General features: G+C 69.4%; 13 protein-coding genes and 1 pseudogene. 7 read left to right on the forward strand and 7 right to left on the reverse strand.

Translation table 11 applies throughout. The features are described from left to right. Positions 1-11: 11 nt before the first annotated feature. From ABZ532_RS06690 to ABZ532_RS06715, 6 genes and pseudogenes are all read right to left on the reverse strand, one after another. Positions 12-503, reverse strand: coding sequence for a barstar family protein (locus ABZ532_RS06690; RefSeq protein WP_361280032.1), 492 nt, complete (start codon positions 501-503; stop codon positions 12-14). A 372-nt stretch (positions 504-875) separates the two neighbouring features. After that, positions 876-1,234: pseudogene (locus ABZ532_RS06695) on the reverse strand (RHS repeat-associated core domain-containing protein); the annotation flags it as partial. Positions 1,235-1,396: 162 nt separating this feature from the next. Beyond that, positions 1,397-1,807: a hypothetical protein gene (locus tag ABZ532_RS06700; RefSeq protein ID WP_361280033.1), complete on the reverse strand. Its 411-nt coding sequence runs from the start codon at positions 1,805-1,807 to the stop codon at positions 1,397-1,399. Positions 1,808-1,845: 38 nt separating this feature from the next. Further along, positions 1,846-6,543, reverse strand: coding sequence for a putative T7SS-secreted protein (locus ABZ532_RS06705; RefSeq protein WP_361280034.1), 4,698 nt, complete (start codon positions 6,541-6,543; stop codon positions 1,846-1,848). Further along, positions 6,540-7,100 carry a hypothetical protein gene (locus ABZ532_RS06710; RefSeq protein ID WP_361280035.1) on the reverse strand — a complete coding sequence of 187 codons (561 nt, stop codon included), beginning with the start codon at positions 7,098-7,100 and terminating at the stop codon, positions 6,540-6,542. The genes ABZ532_RS06705 and ABZ532_RS06710 overlap by 4 nt, the downstream gene beginning before the upstream one ends. Further along, a complete protein-coding gene (locus ABZ532_RS06715; protein WP_361280037.1) occupies positions 7,097-7,504 on the reverse strand; it encodes a hypothetical protein in 408 nt (135 codons plus the stop codon). The genes ABZ532_RS06710 and ABZ532_RS06715 overlap by 4 nt, the downstream gene beginning before the upstream one ends. Positions 7,505-7,949: 445 nt before the next feature. Between ABZ532_RS06715 and sbnA the strand changes: the two genes are divergently transcribed. The 7 genes from sbnA to ABZ532_RS06750 all read left to right on the forward strand — a co-directional run bounded on the left by sbnA (position 7,950) and on the right by ABZ532_RS06750 (position 18,434). Further along, positions 7,950-8,921, forward strand: a complete 972-nt coding sequence (gene sbnA / locus ABZ532_RS06720) for a 2,3-diaminopropionate biosynthesis protein SbnA (RefSeq protein WP_361280038.1) — start codon at positions 7,950-7,952, stop codon at positions 8,919-8,921. Positions 8,922-8,972: 51 nt separating this feature from the next. After that, positions 8,973-9,974 carry a 2,3-diaminopropionate biosynthesis protein SbnB gene (gene sbnB, locus ABZ532_RS06725; protein ID WP_361280039.1) on the forward strand — a complete coding sequence of 334 codons (1,002 nt, stop codon included), beginning with the start codon at positions 8,973-8,975 and terminating at the stop codon, positions 9,972-9,974. Next, complete coding sequence (locus ABZ532_RS06730) at positions 9,968-11,854, forward strand: FAD/NAD(P)-binding protein (protein ID WP_361280040.1); 1,887 nt, start codon at positions 9,968-9,970, stop codon at positions 11,852-11,854. Before sbnB ends, ABZ532_RS06730 begins: the two co-directional genes overlap by 7 nt. Further along, a complete protein-coding gene (locus ABZ532_RS06735) occupies positions 11,851-13,077 on the forward strand; it encodes a PLP-dependent aspartate aminotransferase family protein (RefSeq protein WP_361280041.1) in 1,227 nt (408 codons plus the stop codon). Before ABZ532_RS06730 ends, ABZ532_RS06735 begins: the two co-directional genes overlap by 4 nt. A gap of 98 nt (positions 13,078-13,175) precedes the next feature. After that, entirely contained in the window at positions 13,176-14,411 is a 1,236-nt protein-coding gene (locus ABZ532_RS06740) for a benzoate/H(+) symporter BenE family transporter (RefSeq protein ID WP_361280127.1), read from the forward strand. A gap of 74 nt (positions 14,412-14,485) precedes the next feature. Continuing rightward, on the forward strand, positions 14,486-17,098 hold the full coding sequence (locus ABZ532_RS06745; RefSeq protein ID WP_361280042.1) for a bifunctional FO biosynthesis protein CofGH: 2,613 nt from the start codon (positions 14,486-14,488) through the stop codon (positions 17,096-17,098). A gap of 223 nt (positions 17,099-17,321) precedes the next feature. Then, a complete protein-coding gene (locus ABZ532_RS06750) occupies positions 17,322-18,434 on the forward strand; it encodes an ADP-ribosylglycohydrolase family protein (RefSeq protein ID WP_361280043.1) in 1,113 nt (370 codons plus the stop codon). Between the two features lie 47 nt (positions 18,435-18,481). Here ABZ532_RS06750 and ABZ532_RS06755 read toward each other — a convergent pair whose 3' ends face one another. Next, positions 18,482-19,264 (reverse strand): SDR family oxidoreductase, encoded by a 783-nt coding sequence (locus ABZ532_RS06755; RefSeq protein WP_361280044.1) that lies wholly within the window; start codon positions 19,262-19,264, stop codon positions 18,482-18,484. Between the last annotated feature and the right edge of the window lie 34 nt (positions 19,265-19,298).

The raw sequence follows: 19,298 nt of genomic DNA on the forward strand, positions 1-19,298 counted from the left end.
GTGTCCGGTGGTCAAGCAATTGACGGCCCACTTCGTGAAATCGCGAGGCTAAGGCGTTCCGCGAGGCTGGATGTGGCTTCCTTGTCGCATGACAAAATGACAGAGAGTTTGCTGAGCGTCACACCTTCCGGCCGCTTGATGTAAGACCATCGCTGTCCGGCACGCCATAGGGATCTGAAGAACTCATCGCGAGCTGCGACATCCTTCGAAAGGGCAAGGTCTGCGGATTTGATGATCAGGATGTGATAGTCCGATGAAAGCCAATGGAGGTCGCTAAGGCAATCATAGAAGGCGTGCCAGTTCCATCCGAAATATTCAGGAAACTTCAGAATTTCCCAAAACTGCTGGAATGCTGATGACTCGTCGGGCATGTCGTAGCCATTGAGGCGTGCCACGTAAACGTGGCCGGATGTGGGTAGAATTACATCCGGATGCAAGCCGACACCTGTCCCGGTGATATGCATCCAAGGTGAGATGTGAATTTCCTTTGCTTCCTCTTTCATTAATCCACCCATCTAGGACTTCTGCCCACAATGTATGTTTGGTAGTGGGTCGGTGTGTAGTAGGCGGACCCGTCGCTGCCGAATACCCAGCGCTCCCCGCCGGGGATTAGGATTGTCTGGCGACGGGTATCTTCCGTATTCTTGGTATGTGATCGGCTTGCCTGACGGTTCGTGCATGGGGAGTTGATAGCCGCCTTTTTTGCCGCTATTTTCAAATGTCTCAGTCCACCACTTTGGCCCGTGGAAGCCCGGTCCTCCCCACCAGCCGAAGTTGTGATTCTCCATGTCCCGAAGGACTTGCATGGATTCTTCGGGGATGGACTTGGGAATCCATCCGTGGATCTTGTTAGTGTCCCCTAGAGTCGTCCCCGCATTCAATTCTGGGCAGCCTGACAACCCCATGGGGTCGACCCACGTGTGAGGATATAGCCCGCGGGGTTGGGAGCAGGGGCGAGTCCGAGTGGGTCCGCGCTCAGGTACCGCGCCGTCTCCGGGTCGTAGTGCCGGAAGTAGTTGTAGTGCAGCCCCGTTTCGGGGTCGAAGTACTGGCCCGGGAACCGCAACGGCGTGTACGCCGTGCTGGACTTCGCCCACGTCGTGGTCCCCCACAGCGTGCTCCGCGTGTGCCATGCCAGGTCGCCCGACTCGTCGATGAGCTCCGTCGGGGTGCCCACGAGGTCCGTGACGATGGCGAAGAAGCGGTCGTCTATCGCCTCCTGCGGGGTGTCCGCCGACAGCAGGCACTCCGTCTGCGCGAGAACGTTAGTCGCGGCCCCAGGTCGCCTGTGGTCAGTTCAGATTACCTTCAGAGGTGGTCGATCAGGGTCGTTGTATTTTTGATTGTGCAACGCAGAACTGTGACATTCCGTGAAAGGAGGAACCTTTGACTCTCATCACTTTCCTCCGCTGCGACGCATGGCGACGAAGTAGTCGTCGATTTCGATGATCTCGTCCAGGGTCAGGGTAGGGGGCTCGCCGTTCCTTTCGTGGACATGGTGAATGAAATTCTGGCCGGGGGATACACCGTACGCTTCCACGTAGTCAGCGGCGTCACCGCGCCAGTAGAACTCTCCGTCGGTGAAGATGCCGCTCCCGCCGGGCCTCTCGAACCGAGAGTCCACGATATCGGTCGTATGCTCCATGATAGCCAGAACGACGCTCCCCTTTCTCATGTAGGAAGCGATGAGATGACGCTCCTCTGATGACAGAGAATTCGCCTGGTCAATCATTTCGGCTTTCCGGTGCGCGTAGAATTGCTGGCCTTCAAGGTGGCTCAGGATTCCTAGCGGCCGGACGGGTTTCATTTCTTATTCTCCTTGGTTGGCATTGCTTGGTGAAGTTCCTATTTCACAATTGGATCACCTAGTGCTCCATGGGGCCACTCGCGGACTAGGCCTGTCCGCGGGTCGATGTCCACCATGTGGTGGCTGGCGTTTCGGACTTCCACCCCCAAGATCTCGGCGAGTTCCCGGGCTGCTCCGCCTGCCCCGTAACATACGACGAGCTGAATAGGTCCTCCTCTGTAGTGGGGGTTCTCGAGGATGGCGTCGGCGATCTGCTGTGGGTGGGTGATCATACCGTCGACTAGGAAGTCCCCACTCGGGTCTCCGTGAACGATGACGTCGTGGCCCGCAGTGCCTTTTGAACGGAAAATATTTTGAAGGGTGTTGGCATCGTCGCCGATTGCCGTTGCCGTCTCGGTGTGCCGAACCGTGGCTCCGGCAGCCGTGAAGGAGTCCATCGGTTTTCCGTCATGGGGCCTTGTTCCCTGCGCGGGGCACGCAGCGAGTCCCAGTGGGTCAAACCACGTGTGAGGGTTGTCGACGTACGCAGTGGGATTGGCGGCAGGAGCCAGCCCGAGTGGGTCCGCGCTCAGGTACCGCGCCGTCTCCGGGTCGTAGTGCCGGAAGTAGTTGTAGTGCAGCCCCGTTTCGGGGTCGAAGTACTGGCCCGGGAACCGCAACGGCGTGTACGCCGTGCTGGACTTCGCCCACGTCGTGGTCCCCCACAGTGTGCTGCGCGTGTGCCACGCGAGGTCGCCCGACTCGTCGATGAGCTCCGTCGGGGTGCCCACGAGGTCCGTGACGATGGCGAAGAAGCGGTCGTCTATCGCCTCCTGCGGGGTGTCCGCCGACAGCAGGCGTTCCGTCTGCGCGAGCGGGTGCAGGCCGCGGTGGTCCCAGGTCGTCGCGACCGGGTGGGGGAGGCCCGGGCCCTCGGCGGTCTGTTCGCACAGGGTCGTGCCGTCCCAGGTGAACGTCACCTGCTCCACGACCGTCTCGCCGTCGTCACCGATGCGTTGCTTCGCGGTGCGGCGGCCCAGGGCGTCGTACTGGTAGCGCCAGACCGTGCCGTCCGGTGTGGTCACCGATATGAGGCGGTCTTCGGCGTCCCAGGCGTAGCGCCAGGTGTCGGGCTTGCGTGAGAGGCGGGTCTTCTGGCGGAGGGTGACACGGCCCTGGGCGTCGTGTTCGTAGCGGACGTTGCCCGCGCGGGTGATGCGGGTGCCCGTGTACGTACGCGCGCCCACCGCCTCCTGGCCGGGGTGGGCCGTGGGCCAGGACGCCTCGGTCTGGTTGCCCGCCGCGTCGTAGGCGTAGCGCTCGGACCAGTCGGCGGCGTGGACGGCCGTGACCCGGCCCGTCGCGTCCAGGTCGAAGGTGCGTGCGCCACCGAGCTGGTCGTCGATGCCGGTGAGGTTGCCGTCGGCGCGGTAGGTGTAGCCGCGGCGCTGGAGCGAGCGGTCCGCACCGACGACGTGCTGGTCGGTGAGGCGGCCCATCGGGTCGAAGGCGTGCCGCAGGGTGACCGTGTCACCGATGTGGCGGGCCAGTTCCCGGCCTGCGGCGTCGTGTTCGAAGGTGAGGGTGCGCCCGGACGTGGTGAGTTCGGTGCGGCGGCCCGCCGCGTCGTACGACCACGTGCTCGCCGCGCCGCCCGGTGTCGTGCGGCCGGTGCGGCGGCCCAGGGTGTCGTAGGAGAAGGACAACTCACGGCCGTCCACCGTCTCGGACCTGAGGCGGCCGAAGCGGTCCCGCAGCCGGGTGAGCATGGCGTCCGGGGCCGCCGCGACCGCCAGTTCGCCGAAGACGTCGTACTCGTACGTGGTGACGGCGCCCCCGGCGTCCTTGCGGATGATCCGGTCGAGCTCGTCGTGCTCGTAGCGGACGGTCTCGCCGAGACCGTTCGTCCGGGCGGCGAGCCGGCCCGCGACGTCGTACGCGTAGGTCAGGGTGCGGTTGTCGAAGTCGGTCTCCGACAGGAGCCGGCCCGCCGGGTCGTAGGTGTAGTCCCAGGTCAGGCCCTGCGGGTTGGTGACCCGGGTCAGCCGGAGGTCCATGTCGTGGCTGAACTCGTACCGCACGCCGTCCGGACCGGTCCTGGCCGTCAGCAGGTCGAAGTCCGTGTACTCGTACGTCGAGACACCGCCCATCGCGTCGGTGTGCCGGACGCAGTTGCCCTCGCCGTCGTACGCCCACGACTGCTCCGAGCCGTCGGCCTCCACGCGGCGTGCCAGCTTGCCCTCGACCGTCCACTCCAGGCGCGTGACGGCGCCGAGCGGATCGGTGACGGCGACGGGGCGGCCGAAGGAGTCCCGTGCGTAGCGTGTGACCCCGCCCAGCGGGTCGGTGATCTCGACCGGCAGGCCCGCCCGGTCGCAGCGCACCGTGCTGGTGTGGCCCAGGGCATCGGTCACCGACGCCAGATGGCCGCGCTCGTCGTACGCGAAACGGGCCGTCGTGCCGGACGGGTCGGTCACCGAGGTGCGGTTGCCGCGTTCGTCGAAGGTCTGCCGGGTCACCCTGCCGTCAGCGCCGGTCACCTTCACCGGAAACCCGGGGCCGCCGTATTCGACCTTGCTCCGCCTGCCGTCCGGGCGGGCCACGGACAGCACGCGGCCGTCGTCGTCGTAGGTGATGCGGGTGGTGCGCCCCAGCGGATCGGTGCGGGACAGCAGCCGGTTGTAAGCGTCCCGCTCGAAGTGCGTGGTGGCGCCCGTCGCGTCGGTCTCGGCGATGATCTGGAGCCGGTCGTTGACCACGTACCGGCGCTCGTGCCCCGCGGCGTCGGTCAGCGTCGTGACACCGTCGTCGTAGGTGAAGCGCGAGCCCAGGTGCCCGTTGGCACCGGACTGCGCCACGCAGCGGTGGCGGTCGTCGTAGACGTAGTCGTAGTGGCTGCCGTTGGTGTCGGTCCACGAGGTGATACGGCTGTGCTCGTCGTAGCCGAAGCGCAGGGGTCGTCCGGAGGAGTTGACCACCTCGGTCAGCTGTCCGTCGGTGTAGCCGTAGTCGAGGATCCTGGTGCCGTCGGCGAGGGAGAGCGAGGTGACGCGCCCCTCCGCGGACGTGAAGCGCAGTCCGTGGCCGCCGCTGTGGGAGGCGGACAGCGGGGTCCCGTCCGCCGTGTACTCGAAGGAGACCCAGGCTCCGTTGCGGTCGTCGATCTGCGTCAGCAGGGCCGTGTCGCCGTCCGGGCGGTCCACGAAGTGCCGGACGTGGCCGGTCACCGGATCCGTGACGGTGTAGCCGTCCGGCTGCCGTGCCAGAGGCCAGCGGTTGCCGTGCCTCGGGAGCACCGGTACGCCGGGCGCGGGGTGCGGGTAGTCGAGCAGGCTGCCGTCCTCGCGGACGAACACGACTCCCTCGGCGTCGATCTCCAGCCGCTGGTCGACGGTGCAGGACCACGACGGGCCGAACCAGCGGCCCGCCCGGTAGGAGGACTCGTAGGTGCGGGCGAAGACCAGCGGCAGTGAACCCGGGAGCGTCACGTCGGTCTGCGGAAGGATCACGCGGCCGGTCGCCATGTCGACCGGGTCGCCGTCGCACACCTTGTCGGTCCTGGAGTTGCGTGACTTGTCGGGCTGGCCGTCGGGTTCGTTCAGCTCAGTCCGTGCCGGTCCCGGCTTCTTCGCTTCGGGAGCGCGTTTGGCGAGGCCGGCGAAGTCCTTGAACCTCTTGAGGGGGCTTGTGATGCCTTTGGTGCCCGCGAGTTCGGGGACGAGCTTGCCGGTGCCTTCCGCCGGGTCCTTCATGAAGTCGTCGATCATGGTCGACGCCGTGCCGACGGGATTGTTGAGCGATGTCAGCAGCCCGGCGGTGGTCGAGTTCAGGTTCATCATGTACTCGGCCGGGTGGAGGAGGTTGTACGGGTTCGACGGGTCGACCGAGCGGGCGAAGGACAGCATCCCCGCCGTGCCCTTGATCACGCCGCCGAAGAAGTGGTTGTAGTTGACGGCGTGGGACAGCAGGCCGTCCTTGAACCGGTCCTTGAAGGAGGGCTCGGGTGGCGCCGCCTCACGTGCCGTGCGGAGGACCGCGGTGACGGACTCGGCGGCCTCGTCGCGCTGACGGCGGGCACTGTCCAGCTTGTCCTGGGCGGCCCTTGCCGTCTCCTTGGCGGATTCGGGCTCCTGGAAGTCCCCCGGGCGCGGTGGGAGCGATTCCCTGCCCGCGTCCACCGCGGCGGCGTATGCGGTGACGCGCTGGTCGTGCGCGGTACGGGCGTCATCGGACAGCCGGCGGGCCGCTTTGTGCTCCTCGACGGCCTCCTTCGCCTGGGCCTGCGCCCACGCCACCGTCGCGGCGAAGCTGTCCAGCGCGGCGGCCACCGTCTCGAAGGTGTCGGCGGCGGCGAACCACTTGGGGGGCTGCTGCGCGGAGGACTTCCGGAAGGCCGTCGCGGCCTCGCCCTGGAATCCGTCGGCCCCCACGCCCTTGAGGCCCTCGCCGACCTTGTCGAACGAGGACTGGAGCTTCTTCAGGTGAGTGGCGGTGTCACGGAGCTTGTCCACGCTGCCGTAGACCAGTTTCGTGGGGTCCTCGGTCTGGCCCAGCTCCAGCTCGGCCACGTCCGCGCCAAGGTAGTTGGCGGTGGCGCGGCTCTCCTCGCGGATCCAGTCGGCGCCGCCGTTCCAGCCCGCCTCCTCGACCAGGTCCGCGGACTTGTCGCCGACCCATTCGACGGCTTCGCCCGCCGCCGAGCTCACCGCCTTGCCCGCGTCCTCGACGGAGTCGGGTACGAAGTCACGCCAGCTCATCGGTCAGCGATCTCCTCGGCGGCGTCCAGGGGTGCCCGGGAGTACTTGTAGAGGCCCTCGTCCGTCAGCTGGTCGCCCGTCCTGCTCCAGGTCTCCCGCACGTCCTGGAGTGCTTTCTGGCGGGACTCGGCGCTGTAGTCCGGCTTGTAGGCGTCGGTCGAGAAGACGTCTCCCCAGGCCTTCTTCTCGATGTCGTCCTCGGCGGCCTGCGGATCGCCGACGGCCGAGTTCACCGCGACCTTGAACGAGCCCTGCATGTACTGGTCTTCCTCCCAGAGGGTTCCGGCCGCGATGCCGGTCACCGCGCACAGCGCGCTGACGTCCTGGACCAGCGCCCGAACTCCCCACTCCCAGCCCTCGCTGAAGTCCCCGAAGGCGGTGGCGAGTCCGTGATGCCCCGACTCCCGCCCGGTCATGGTCAGGTCGCTGAATCCGGCGCCGCGCGAGGCATCGCCGGCCGCGCCGATCTCGCGCAGCTCGGCGATGGCGCCGCGCAGTCCCTCCGTGATCTTCTTGATCGCGGCCGGGTCGACCTCGAGGTCCCTGTCCCCGCTCACCGGGCGGCCTCCGCCGTGTCGACCGCGACGGCGTCCGGCACGATCCCGGACACCGGCGGGAACAGCATCGAGCCGTCCTCGTCCGCGGTGTTGACGGCGACACCCGTCGGTCCGTCGAGCGCGGGGATCACGGCGTCCAGCAGGCGGGCTCCGAGGATCGACAGGTACTCCCACTCCGCCGTTCCGCCGCCGGTTCGCGGGCCGCCGTCCCGGGCCTGGGCGAAGCGGGCGAGGGCCGACTCGTCCGTGAAGGCGTGGATCCAGCGGATGCCGCCGTGCCGGCCGGACATCAGTCCACCGTCGACCACCGGTACGAGCACGGCGGCGCGGCGGAACTCGCCCAGCAGCCGCCCCGGATCGCCGCGACCCTCGCGCGCGGCGGCTATCTCCTCGGCCAACTCCATGCTGGTGCAGCCCCGTTCGCGTTGGTGTATGCGCCTGGCCCTTACCCACTCACCGTACGTCAGTTCGCACTGTCAGTGACGTGAATGGTTGCGAAGAACACAGCGCTTTCACGGACCGGAACGGCGTCGTCCGCAGATACCCGTCCCGCACCAGCGCCGTTCGGTGCCTCTGCGAAGTGGAATGCGGGACACCGTTCGGAATGTTCAATTCCCAACGTTCTGGCGGGCGTCCCGCCTGCCGAGATGTCCTTGGACGAGCATCGGGTGTTGTGCCATCATGAAATTGCCAAGGTCTCGGGGGCACCTAGGCGACGAACGGGGGAATCAACCTTCTGCATCTGTGCGCGATATCTCCGCGCAGCCATCACATCCAACACTTTCGCGCTCCGGTCATGTGCCGTCGCCGCGCGTAAGTGCGCCCGTACGCGATCAAATTGGGACTTCAGTGATAGCGGAAGAAGTTTACGATCTCGTCCTGGACGACTTATTCATCCGGGCCGACCATCTGGTACCGGGAAGCAATGTCTTCCTCAAACTCGAGGGCCTGAATCCGGCAGGCTCGGTCAAACTCAAGACCGCCATCGCGCTGGTGGCCCAGGCGGAGGAATCCGGACTGCGCCTGCCGGGTACCCGCCTCATCGAATCCACGTCCGGCAACCTCGGTGTCGCGCTCGCCATGGTCTGCTCGGCCAAGGGCTACCGGCTGACCTGTGTCACGGACCCCAACGCCAACCCGCAGTCGGTGCGGATGATGAAGGCGCTGGGCGCGGAAGTCGTCGTGATCGACGTCCGCGACGCGAACGGCGGCTATCTGCAATCCCGCATCGACTACATCCACGACCGCCTCGCCGCCGAACCGGGCCGCACCCACTGGCTGAACCAGTACGCGAACCCGGCCGGGCCCAGGGCGCACCGGGAGCGCACGGCACGCGCCGTCCTGGATGCCATCGGGCATGTCGACTACGTGTTCATCGGGGCCGGGACCACCGGCACGCTGATGGGCTGCGCGGAGTTCTTCAGACAGCACAGCCCGGCCACCAGGATCGTCGCCGTCGACTCCGTGGGGTCGGTCTCCTTCGGAGGGACTCCGGCACGTCGGCACATTCCAGGGCTGGGGACCAGCAGGCGCCCGGAAATCCTCGACGAGAGCAAGGTCGACGAGGTCGTCATCATTCCCGAGGCGGACGCCGTGAAGATGTGCCGGATATTCGCGGGGGAGCGCGGACTGTTACTCGGTGGATCAACCGGCACCGTGCTCGCCGCAGTTGAGGAGAAGGCCAAGGACATTCCCTTCGGGAGTGTGGTGGTCGCCATCTCCGCCGACCTGGGCGAGCGCTATCTGGAGACCATCTACGACGATGCCTGGGTGACCGGCAGATGGCCGGAAGTCATCGACACGCCGCAGATCCCGGCCTGAAAGACCGCTTTCCCACCTGAACAATCAACAAGAGGTGTGCCGATGTTATCCATGCCCGAATTCCATGTGGTCGCGGGCGAGACCGTGCGCGAAGTGCTGAGCGGCAAGCGGTCCGAAGTGCTCGATATCGTGCGCGAGGCGTACCGCACCCATGAAGCAGGCCGGAGTGTCAACCCCGACAGCTACTTCCTCCGGTTCCCCGAGAAGCCCGACTCCCGCATCATCGCGCTGCCCGCGTACCTCGGCGACGACGTACAGCTCGCCGGCATCAAGTGGATCGCCAGCTTCCCCAGGAACACCGCGTCCGGCAGGCCCCGTGCCTCCGCCGTGCTGGTGCTCAACGACTACGAGACCGGCTATCCGGTCGCCTGCCTGGAGGCGGCGAACATCAGCGCCGCCCGGACCGCCGCGTCCGCCGCACTCGCGGCGCGCACACTGCGGCCCACGGGCTTCGACGGCACCCGCATCGCGGTCGTCGGCGGTGGCGTCATCGCCCGCAACATCTCCGACTACCTCGAGGCCGCCGGCTGCGCCCCGGAGTCGTATGTCGTACACGACCTGCACAAGGAGTCCGGCGAGGCCCTCGTCGGGCATCTGCGTGGCACCCATGGGCGGACCGCGTCGTTCACGCCCGATCTCGCCGACGCGCTGGAGGCCGAGACGGTGGTCTTCGCCACCACCGCGCTCGAACCCTACGTCAGCACGCGGTTCAGGCCGGGGCAGCTCGTGCTGAACGTGTCCCTGCGCGACCTCACGCCCGAGACGGTGCTCGCGGCCGACAACATCCTCGATGACGTCGACCACTGCCTGAAGGCCAACACCTCGCCCCACCTGGCCGAGCAACTCACCGGCTCGCGCGACTTCGTCACCGGCACCCTCGCCGGGGTCCTGAACGGCGAGGTGACCCTGACCGGCGAGCGGCCCGTGATCTTCTCCCCGTTCGGCCTCGGAGTGCTCGACCTCGCCGTCGGCGCGTACGTACTGGAGCAGGCGCGCGCCGAAGGGTCGGCCATTACGGTCCCCAACTTCTTCGGGGAGACCAGCCGATGGTGACACGCGAACATGTGATCGCCGTCGTGGGAGCCGGGTCACGCGGCCTCGGCATCGTGGAGCGCCTCGTCAGCCACTGCCTCGCGGCCCCGTTCCCGATCACCGTGCACCTCGTGGACACCCAGCCGCTCGGCCCCGGATTCCACCGCGCGGACCAGCCCGACCACCTCCTGCTGAACACGGTGTGCGGGCAGGTCACCGCGTTCGCCGACGAGGAGATGGTGGAGGGGCCCGCCGAGGTGCGGGGGCCGTCCCTCTACGAGTGGTGCCGGGAACGGGACCTGCGGGTCGCGGCCGACGGATACACCGTCCGCGCGGAGGACGGACGGGAGATCCGGCCGAACGACTTCCTGCCGCGCCGGCTGCTCAGCGAGTACCTCGCCTGGGCCGCGGAACGCGTCATCGCCGCGGCTCCGGCCGGCTTCGCCCTGATACGGCACCACACGACGGCCACCGACATCCAGCGGGGCCCGGACGGCGGGGAGAGGGTCCTCCTGGCCGACGGGACCTGCGTGACGGCGGACGCGGTGTTCGTCACCGTCGGGCACCACTCCCTCTATCTGCCGGTCGACCCTGACACGGAGGCGGACGGGTCGCGGTCGATCAGCCGCCCGTATCCGCTGCCCGGGGCTCTCGACGGCATCGCCCCCGGCGACGAGGTCGCCGTCCTGGGCATGGGACTGACCGCCATGGACGTCGTCGCCGGCCTCACCCTGGGGCGCGGGGGACGCCATGAGCCGCTGCCCGAGGGCGGCGGCCACGGCGGGGGTCTGCGGTACGTGCCGAGCGGCCGGGAGCCGCGGATCGTCCTCGCCACCCGCTCCGGTGTGCCGTCGCGCAGCCGTCCTCGGCTCAACCCCGGACGGATCCGCTTCGCGCCCCTCGTCCTGACACCGGAGCGGATCCGGGACCTGCGCCGCGGACGCGAAGGCGGCAGGCTCGACTTCCGCGCGGACGTGCTGCCGTTGGTCGAGGCCGAGATGGAACTCGCCTACCACCGGGCCGTGCTGGCCCGCGAGACCGGCGACCCGGAGGGCGCGGGTGCCGAGTTCGCCCTTCGGTCGCGCACATCGGGCTGGGAGCGGGCGCTGGCCACCGCACGCGAGCAGCACGGGCCGTATCCCCTGCACGGGCTGCTGACCGCGCAGCCCGCCGACCGGCAGTGGCGCGACCAGGACGAGTACGCCGCATGGTTCACGGCCCAGATGGGCGAGGACCTGGCGCAGGCCCGGGAGGGGCTCGGCGTCAGCCCGGTCAAGGAAGCCCTGGAGGTGCTGCGGGACCAGCGCGACGCACTGCGGGCGGTGGTCGACGATCCCGGTCTCGACGCGGCGTCCCTGGACTACTTCTTCGGGGAGTTCACCGCCACCGTCAACCGCCTGGTGATCGGTCCGCAGCTGGAGCGTTCGGCCGAGCTGCTGTCGCTGCTGGACGCCGGGGTGCTCCGGCTGGGACCGGGACCGCGCCCCAAGGTCATCGCCCCGTCCGGGCAGGGGCGTTGGCGCCTGGAGTCCACATGCCTGGCACGGCCGGAGAGCGCCGAGACCGACTGGGTCGTGCACGCGTATCTCGCCGAGCCCAGCGCGGACCGGCTGCCCGCCTCGCTGCTCGGCCGACTCGTCGCGGCGGGCCGCGCCTCCACGCTCACGGGGCAGGGCAGACGGGCCGCAGGACTCCGGGTGACCCGCGAGGGGCGCGGCATCGGCCCCGCCGGTGACGTGCAGCCCACGCTGTTCTTCCTCGGCCCGCACACCGAGGGGTCCAGCTACTACAACCACTACGTGCCGTCGCCCGGTGCGCCTTCCCGTGCGCTCCAGGACGCCGAACTGGCCCTGCGCACCGCACTGCCAGCCCTTCACACCACGAACCAGAGGACAGCATGAGCAACCGGAAGACCTACACCCCCTGGACCAAGGAGTACGGCGCCGAGACCCGGGCCGCCCAGGGCGACGGCTGGCGCTGCCCCACCACGGGAGCGGTGCCGCCGCCCGTCAGCATGGGCGCCACCTTCGCCCGCGACGAGCAGTACCGCACGCCTGCCGGGCTCGCCTACCTCCGCGACCAGGGCACGCCCGGCTACGAGCAGGTGGAGGACGTCGTGGCCGGCCTCGAAGGCGGCTCCGACGCACTGGTCTTCGCCTCCGGGATGGCCGCCGCCACCGCCGTGTTCCAGGTCCTGCCCGCGGGCTCCCGCGTGGTGGTGCCGCAGACCATGTACTTCGGGCTCACCAAGTGGCTGCTCGAGTTCGGCGGGCAGCGCGGGCTCGAGTTCGTACGCGTCCCCATGGACGACCTGGACGCCGTGAGCGAGGCGGTGAACGCGGCTCCCACCGCCCTGCTGTGGGCGGAGTCACCGGCCAACCCCACCTGGCTGGTGACCGACCTGGCGGCCTGCGCCGAGATCGCGCACCGGGCCGGTGCCCTGTTCGGTGTGGACAACACCGTGCCCACCCCGGTCCACACCCGGCCCTTCGAGCTGGGCGCCGACCTGGTCATGCACTCCGGTACGAAGTACCTCAACGGACACAACGACGTGGTCGCGGGTCTCCTCGTGGTCGCTCCCGACGGCACCGACGAGCGCGACGGCGCCATGTCCGGGCAGCGCCAGGCCATCTGGGAGCGGCTGCGTCTGCACCGCCGGCTGACCGGGCCCATCCTGGGGCCGTGGGAGGCGTATCTCCTGATGCGCGGCATACGGACGCTCTACCCGCGGATGCGGCAGATCTCCGCATCCGCCATGTCGGTCGCCGAGCACTTTTCCAGCCATCCGCTGGTGACCCGGGTGGCATACCCGGGCCTGCCGACCGACCCGGGGCACAAGGTCGCCTCCCGGCAGATGTCGGGCGGCTACAGCGGAATGCTGTCGCTGCACGTCGCGGGGGACTGGCAGCGCTCCCTGCGCGCGGCCGAGCACTGCGAGCTGTTCATTCGCGCCACATCCCTGGGCGGGGTGGAAAGCCTGATCGAACACCGGTACACATTCGAGGGGCCGGACAGCACTTCACCCAAGGACATGCTCCGCCTGTCCATCGGCCTCGAGGACCCGGCCGACCTCGTGGCCGACCTGGAGCAGGCACTGGAACGGGCTGCGAAGGACATAGCGTGAGCGACACCCGCAACACCAGCACCACGAGCGAGGCGAGCAGCCCCGGCGACACCACCGGCACGACCGGCAAGGCCACCGGCACGACCGAGGCGGACCAGGTGGGCCAGCCGGCCGGAGCGGACCGGGTGGACCCACCAGAAGGCCGCCCCCGTCTGTTCCGTGACGCCTCGCTGTCCGCCGTGCTCGCCGGGTTCGTCGCCGTCGTGGTGTCGTACTCGGGCCCCCTGGTCATCGTGCTCGCCGCCGCGGCGGCCGGTCACCTCGACAAGGCGCAGACCGGCTCCTGGGTGTGGGCGATATCCATCGGCAGCGGTCTGACCTGTATCGGGCTCAGCCTGCGCACGAGGATGCCGGTGATCACGGCCTGGTCCACGCCCGGTGCCGCGCTGCTGGTGACCAGCCTGGGGGCGTACTCGTACGCGGAGGCCATCGGAGCGTTCATCGTCACCGGTGTGGTGATCACCGTGGTCGGGCTGACCGGTGTGTTCGGACGGCTGATGCGGCAGGTGCCCACCGCCGTGGTCGCCGCCATGCTCGCGGGCATCCTCTTCAACTTCGGTACCGGGGTCTTCACCTCGCTGAAGACCGCGCCGTGGATCGCCGGGGCCGTTCTCGTGGCCTATCTGCTCGGCAAGCGCTGGCTGCCCCGGTACGCGGTGCTCATCGCGCTCGTGGCCGGTGTGGCGTCCAGCGCGGCCACCTCGCGGCTGCACATCAGGCTGGACGGGATCGAGCTGGCCCGGCCGGTGTTCACCGCCCCCGAGTTCTCGGTGGCCTCGCTCATCGGGATCGCCGTGCCGATGATCCTGGCCACCCTGGCCTCACAGAACGCCCCGGGCATGGCGGTGCTCACCGCCTCCGGGTACCAGCCGAAGGACCGGCTGCTGATCGGCTCGACCGGCCTGGTGTCCACGGCGCTCGCGCCGTTCGGCTCCCACGCCATCAACCTCGCGGCCATCACCGCGGCGATCTGCACCGGACCGGAGTCCCACCGCGACCCCCGGCGCCGCTATGTCGCCGGTGTCGCGTGCGGGGCGTTCTACCTGCTGATCGGGGCCTTCGGCACCACCCTGGTGGTGTTCTTCGCGGGGCTGCCGAAGGAACTGGTCGCCGCCATCGCGGGAGTCGCCCTCTTCGGCGCGCTGGCCGGGGGGCTCACCGGTGCGGTCGCCGAGGAGAAGGACCGGGAGGCCGCGCTGATCACCTTCCTGACCACCGCCTCGGGGGTCACCCTCTTCGGTGTCGGATCCGCCTTCTGGGGGCTGGTGTTCGGTGTGACGGCCCACCTCGTGCTGACCCGGTGGCGGCAGAGCACCGCTGGTTCCGGCGGCTGACACAGGAGACGTATGAGACGTATGACAGATGCCGCCCGGGTCGAGCTGCCGGTACGCGCTCGTATGCTCGGACCATGACTGCTCACCAGCCCGGACGTCCCACCGAGAACGCGATGCGGCGCGCCCTCAAGCGAGCACGCGACGGCGTCGCGCTCGATGTCGCCGAGGCCGCCGTGCTGTTGCAGGCACGCGGGGCGGATCTCGACGACCTGTGCGCTTCCGCCGCACGCGTGCGGGACGCCGGGCTGGCCGCGGCGGGCCGCCCGGGGGTGCTCACCTACTCGAAGAGCGTGTTCATCCCGCTGACCCGGCTCTGCCGCGACAGGTGCCACTACTGCACCTTCGCGACCGTGCCGGGGAAGCTGCGCCGGGCGCGGGCGACGGAGGGGGCACCTCCCAGGCGGAGCCTGGGGGCGTTCATGTCGCCGGACGAGGTGCTGGACATCGCCCGCCGGGGCGCCGCGCTGGGCTGCAAGGAAGCGCTGATCACCCTCGGGGACAAGCCCGAGGACCGCTGGCCCGAGGCGCGGGAGTGGCTGGAGGCCGAGGGGTACGACGACACCATCGCGTACGTACGCGCCATGGCGATCCGCATCCTGGAGGAGACCGGGCTGCTGCCCCACCTCAACCCCGGGGTGATGAGCTGGACCGACTTCCAGCGGCTCAAGCCGGTCGCGCCGTCGATGGGGATGATGCTGGAGACCACGGCGGAGCGGCTGTGGAGCGAGCCCGGTGGTCCGCACTACGGCTCGCCCGACAAGGAACCCGCCGTGCGGCTGCGGGTGCTGGAGGACGCCGGGCGCAGCTCGGTGCCGTTCACCAGCGGGCTGCTGATCGGGATCGGCGAGACCTACGAGGAGCGCGCGGACTCGCTGTTCGCGCTGCGCCGCGTGGCGCGGGCGTACCACGGCATCCAGGAGCTGATCATCCAGAACTTCCGCGCCAAGCCGGACACGGCGATGCGCGGGATGCCGGACGCCGAGCTGGACGACCTGGTCGCGACGATCGCGGTGGCCCGGCACATCATGGGCCCGTCGGGCTGTCTCCAGGCGCCGCCGAACCTGGTGGACGACGAGTTCGGGCGGCTGATCGCGGCGGGGATCGACGACTGGGGCGGGGTGTCGCCGCTGACACCCGACCACGTCAACCCGGAGCGGCCCTGGCCGGAGATCGACACCCTCGCCGGGCGTTCGGCCGCTGCCGGCTTCCGGCTGAGGGAACGGCTCGCGGTGTACCCGGAGTTCGTCCAGCGCGGCGAGCCCTGGCTCGACCCGCGGCTGCTGCCGCATGTGCGGGCGCTGGCCGACCCGGAGACGGGACTGGCCGACGAGCGTGCGATGCCGGCCGGGCTGCCCTGGCAGGAGCCCGAGGAGGCGTTCACCCAGTCCGGCCGCACCGATCTGCACCGCACCATCGACACCGAAGGGCGCACCGGCGACCGGAGGGACGACTTCGACGCGGTGTACGGGGACTGGGAGGCGCTGCGCGAGGCCGCCGCGCCCGGCATGGTGCCGTCCCGGATCGACACCGACGTGCGCTCCGCCCTCGCGACGGCCGCGGACGACCCCACCAGGCTGACCGACGCCGAGGCGCTGGCGCTGCTGCACGCGGACGGCCCGGCGCTGGACGCGCTGACCCGTATCGCGGACGACGTCCGCAGGGCGGCCGTCGGCGACGACGTCACGTACATCGTCACGCGCAACATCAACTTCACCAATGTCTGCTACACCGGCTGCCGTTTCTGTGCCTTCGCCCAGCGCCGCACGGACGCCGACGCCTACACGCTGTCGCTGAGCCAGGTCGCGGACCGCGCGCAGCAGGCCTGGGACGTCGGCGCGGTCGAGGTCTGCATGCAGGGCGGGATCCACCCCGACCTGCCGGGTACCGCCTACTTCGACATCGCGCGTGCCGTGAAGGAACGCGTCCCCGGGATGCATGTGCACGCCTTCTCACCGATGGAGGTGGTCAACGGCGCCACCAGGACAGGGATGCCGATCCGTGAGTGGCTGGCGGCCGCGAAGGACGCCGGGCTCGACTCGATCCCGGGCACGGCGGCGGAGATCCTCGACGACGAGGTGCGCTGGGTGCTGACCAAGGGCAAGCTGCCCACGGCCACCTGGATCGAGGTCGTCAGCACCGCGCACGAGCTGGGCATCCGCTCCAGCTCCACGATGATGTACGGACACGTCGACCAGCCCAGGCACTGGCTCGGGCACTTCCGCACCCTCGCCCGTATCCAGCAGGAAACGGGTGGTTTCACCGAGTTCGTCACTCTGCCGTTCATCCACACCAACGCACCGGTCTATCTCGCCGGAATCGCCAGGCCGGGTCCGACCACCCGGGACAACCGGGCCGTGACGGCGATGGCCCGGCTGCTGCTCCACCCGCATATCCCGAACATCCAGACAAGCTGGGTCAAGCTGGGTGCGGAGGGTGCCGCGGAGATGCTCCGCTCCGGGGCTAACGACCTGGGCGGCACCCTGATGGAGGAGACCATCTCGCGGATGGCGGGCTCCGGTTACGGTTCGTACCGCTCGGTCAGGGACCTGGTCGCGATCGCCGAGGCCGCCGGACGTCCTGCCAGGCCGCGGACCACGCTGTACGGCGAGGTGCCCGGGGAGCGGATCGCGGCGGCGGAGGCATCGGACGGACATCTGCCGGAGCTGCTTCCGGTGCTGACGGACTGAGCCGGGCGGCCAGGGGGCCGGTGTGCGGTGCCGGTGTCCGGTGCCGGGAGTCGGTATCCGGCCGTTGTCCGGCCTGGGCGGATGTGTCACACGGGCAGGCAACCCGTGATCAGAACCTATGCGGACGAAGATCGGTCACGCACGGTTCCGGCTTGATTGCGCCCATGTAGTGATTTCTCCTGGTCGATTACAGTGCTGCGCACAAGTGAGGAGGGAACACCGCGTGACCACAGCAGCCGCCGTCTGGGGCCGGGCCGAGCAGCAGGATTTCCGTGCCCGGGTACGCGGCTGCCTGCTCGGCGGCGCCATCGGGGACGCACTCGGCGCCGGGATCGCCGCACGGACCGTCGACGAGATACGCGAAGCACACGGAGCCGACGGGGCGGGCGACTTCCTGCCCGCGTACGGCCGGCGCGGCGCGGTCACCGCGGCCACCCAGCTCACCCTGTTCACCGTCGACGGGCTGATACGGGCCCAGGTGCGCAAGGACACGGGCGCCTGGCACCCGCCCACCGATGTGCACCGGGCGTATCTGCGCTGGGCGGCCACCCAGCGCGACTGGGGCCCGGACGAGCGCCGCAAGGACAACGGCTGGCTCGCCCGCGAGGAATGGCTCTACACCCGCCGCGACCCCCAGGCGGCCACCCTCAGCGGGCTGGCCGACGAGGTCCTCGGCACCCTCGACAAGCCCAGGAACCCCACGGCCCGCGACGCGGGCGCGGTCATCCGCTCGGCGCCCTTCGGACTGCTGGTGGGCTGGGAGCCGCAGCTCGTCTGCCAGCTCGCCGTGGAGTGCGCGACCCAGACCCACGGGCATCCCACGGCCTACCTCTCGGCCGGCGCCTTCGCCGTGATCGTGCACGGGCTGGCACGCGGTGAGACCGTCGACGCCTGCGTCCAGCGCGCGCTGGCCCTGCTCGCCTCACGCCCCGGCCACCAGCCGGTCACCGATGCCCTCAAGGAGGCGCTGGGTGCCGTGCGCCAGGGCATCCCCAGCCACGCCCGGGTGGCCGCGCTCGGCAACCCGGAGCACGCCGAGGACGCCCTCGCCGTGGCCGTCTACTGCACGCTCGTCAGCGAGGACGTCCGCCATGGGCTGCGTCTCGCCGTGAACCACGACGGCCCCTCGCACATCACGGGCGCGCTCTGCGGCGCCCTGCTCGGGGTCATGCACGGGGAGACGGCGCTGCCCCCGGCCTGGCTCACGGAGCTCGAGGGCAGGTCGACGCTGCTCGAGCTCGCCGACGACTTCGCGATGGAGATGACCCAGGGCCCGGCCCTGCACGGCCCGACCGTGTCTTCCCAGGGCTGGCTGCTGCGCTACCCGCGCGGCTGACCGGAGGGGAACGGGCGGGTTCTCCCGGGCGCGGCCGCGGGGAGCCCTCAGCGCATCAGCTCACCCGCGTTCACCAGCAGCGACTGTCCCGTGATCGACCTGGCCCGGTCGGAGGCCAGGAATGCCACCGCGTCGGCGACATCCCCGTCCGTGGCCAGCTCCGGCAGCGCCATCCGCGCCTTCAGCCGGTCGAGCACCTCGGACTCCGGCAGCCCCTCGGTGTGCGCGGCGAAGTTGACGTACGCCTCCACCGGCGGCCCCCACATCCAGCCCGGCAGCACGGTGTTGACCCGGATCCGGTACGGGCCCAGCTCCTGGGCCAGCGAGTACATCGCCGAGGTGAGCGCGCCCTTGGACGCCGCGTACGCCGCCTGCCGCACCTGTGAAGGCGCGGCCACCGCCGACTGCGTGCCGATGATGACGACGGAGCCACCGCGTTCCTTCAGTGCGGGGAGGCAGGCCCGGGTCATCCGCAGCGTTCCCAGCAGATTCACATCGACGACCTGCTGCCAGGTCGAGAAGTCGGCGTCCTCCAGGCCCCCGAAGTAGCTGTCCCAGGCGGCCACATGGACCACCGCGTCGATTCCCCCGAAGCGCTCGACGGCAAGCCCCGCCAGCGCATCGCACTGCGCCTCGTCGGTGATGTCGGTGGGGCGGTGTGCGGTGCGGGTCCCCGAAGGGTCGATCTGCGCGGCGGACTTGGCGAGGTTCGCCTCCGTGCGCGCACCCAGTACGGCGTTCCCGCCGTCCCTGACGGCGGTCGCGGCGACCTGGTGCCCGAGCCCGGCCCCGACGCCGGACACGATGACGGTCTTCCCCTGAAGCAGCATTCCGACGGCTCCCGGCTCTGGTCATCCATCTGAC

Source organism: Streptomyces sp. NPDC019396, assembly GCF_040632375.1.
Classification (GTDB): domain Bacteria; phylum Actinomycetota; class Actinomycetes; order Streptomycetales; family Streptomycetaceae; genus Streptomyces.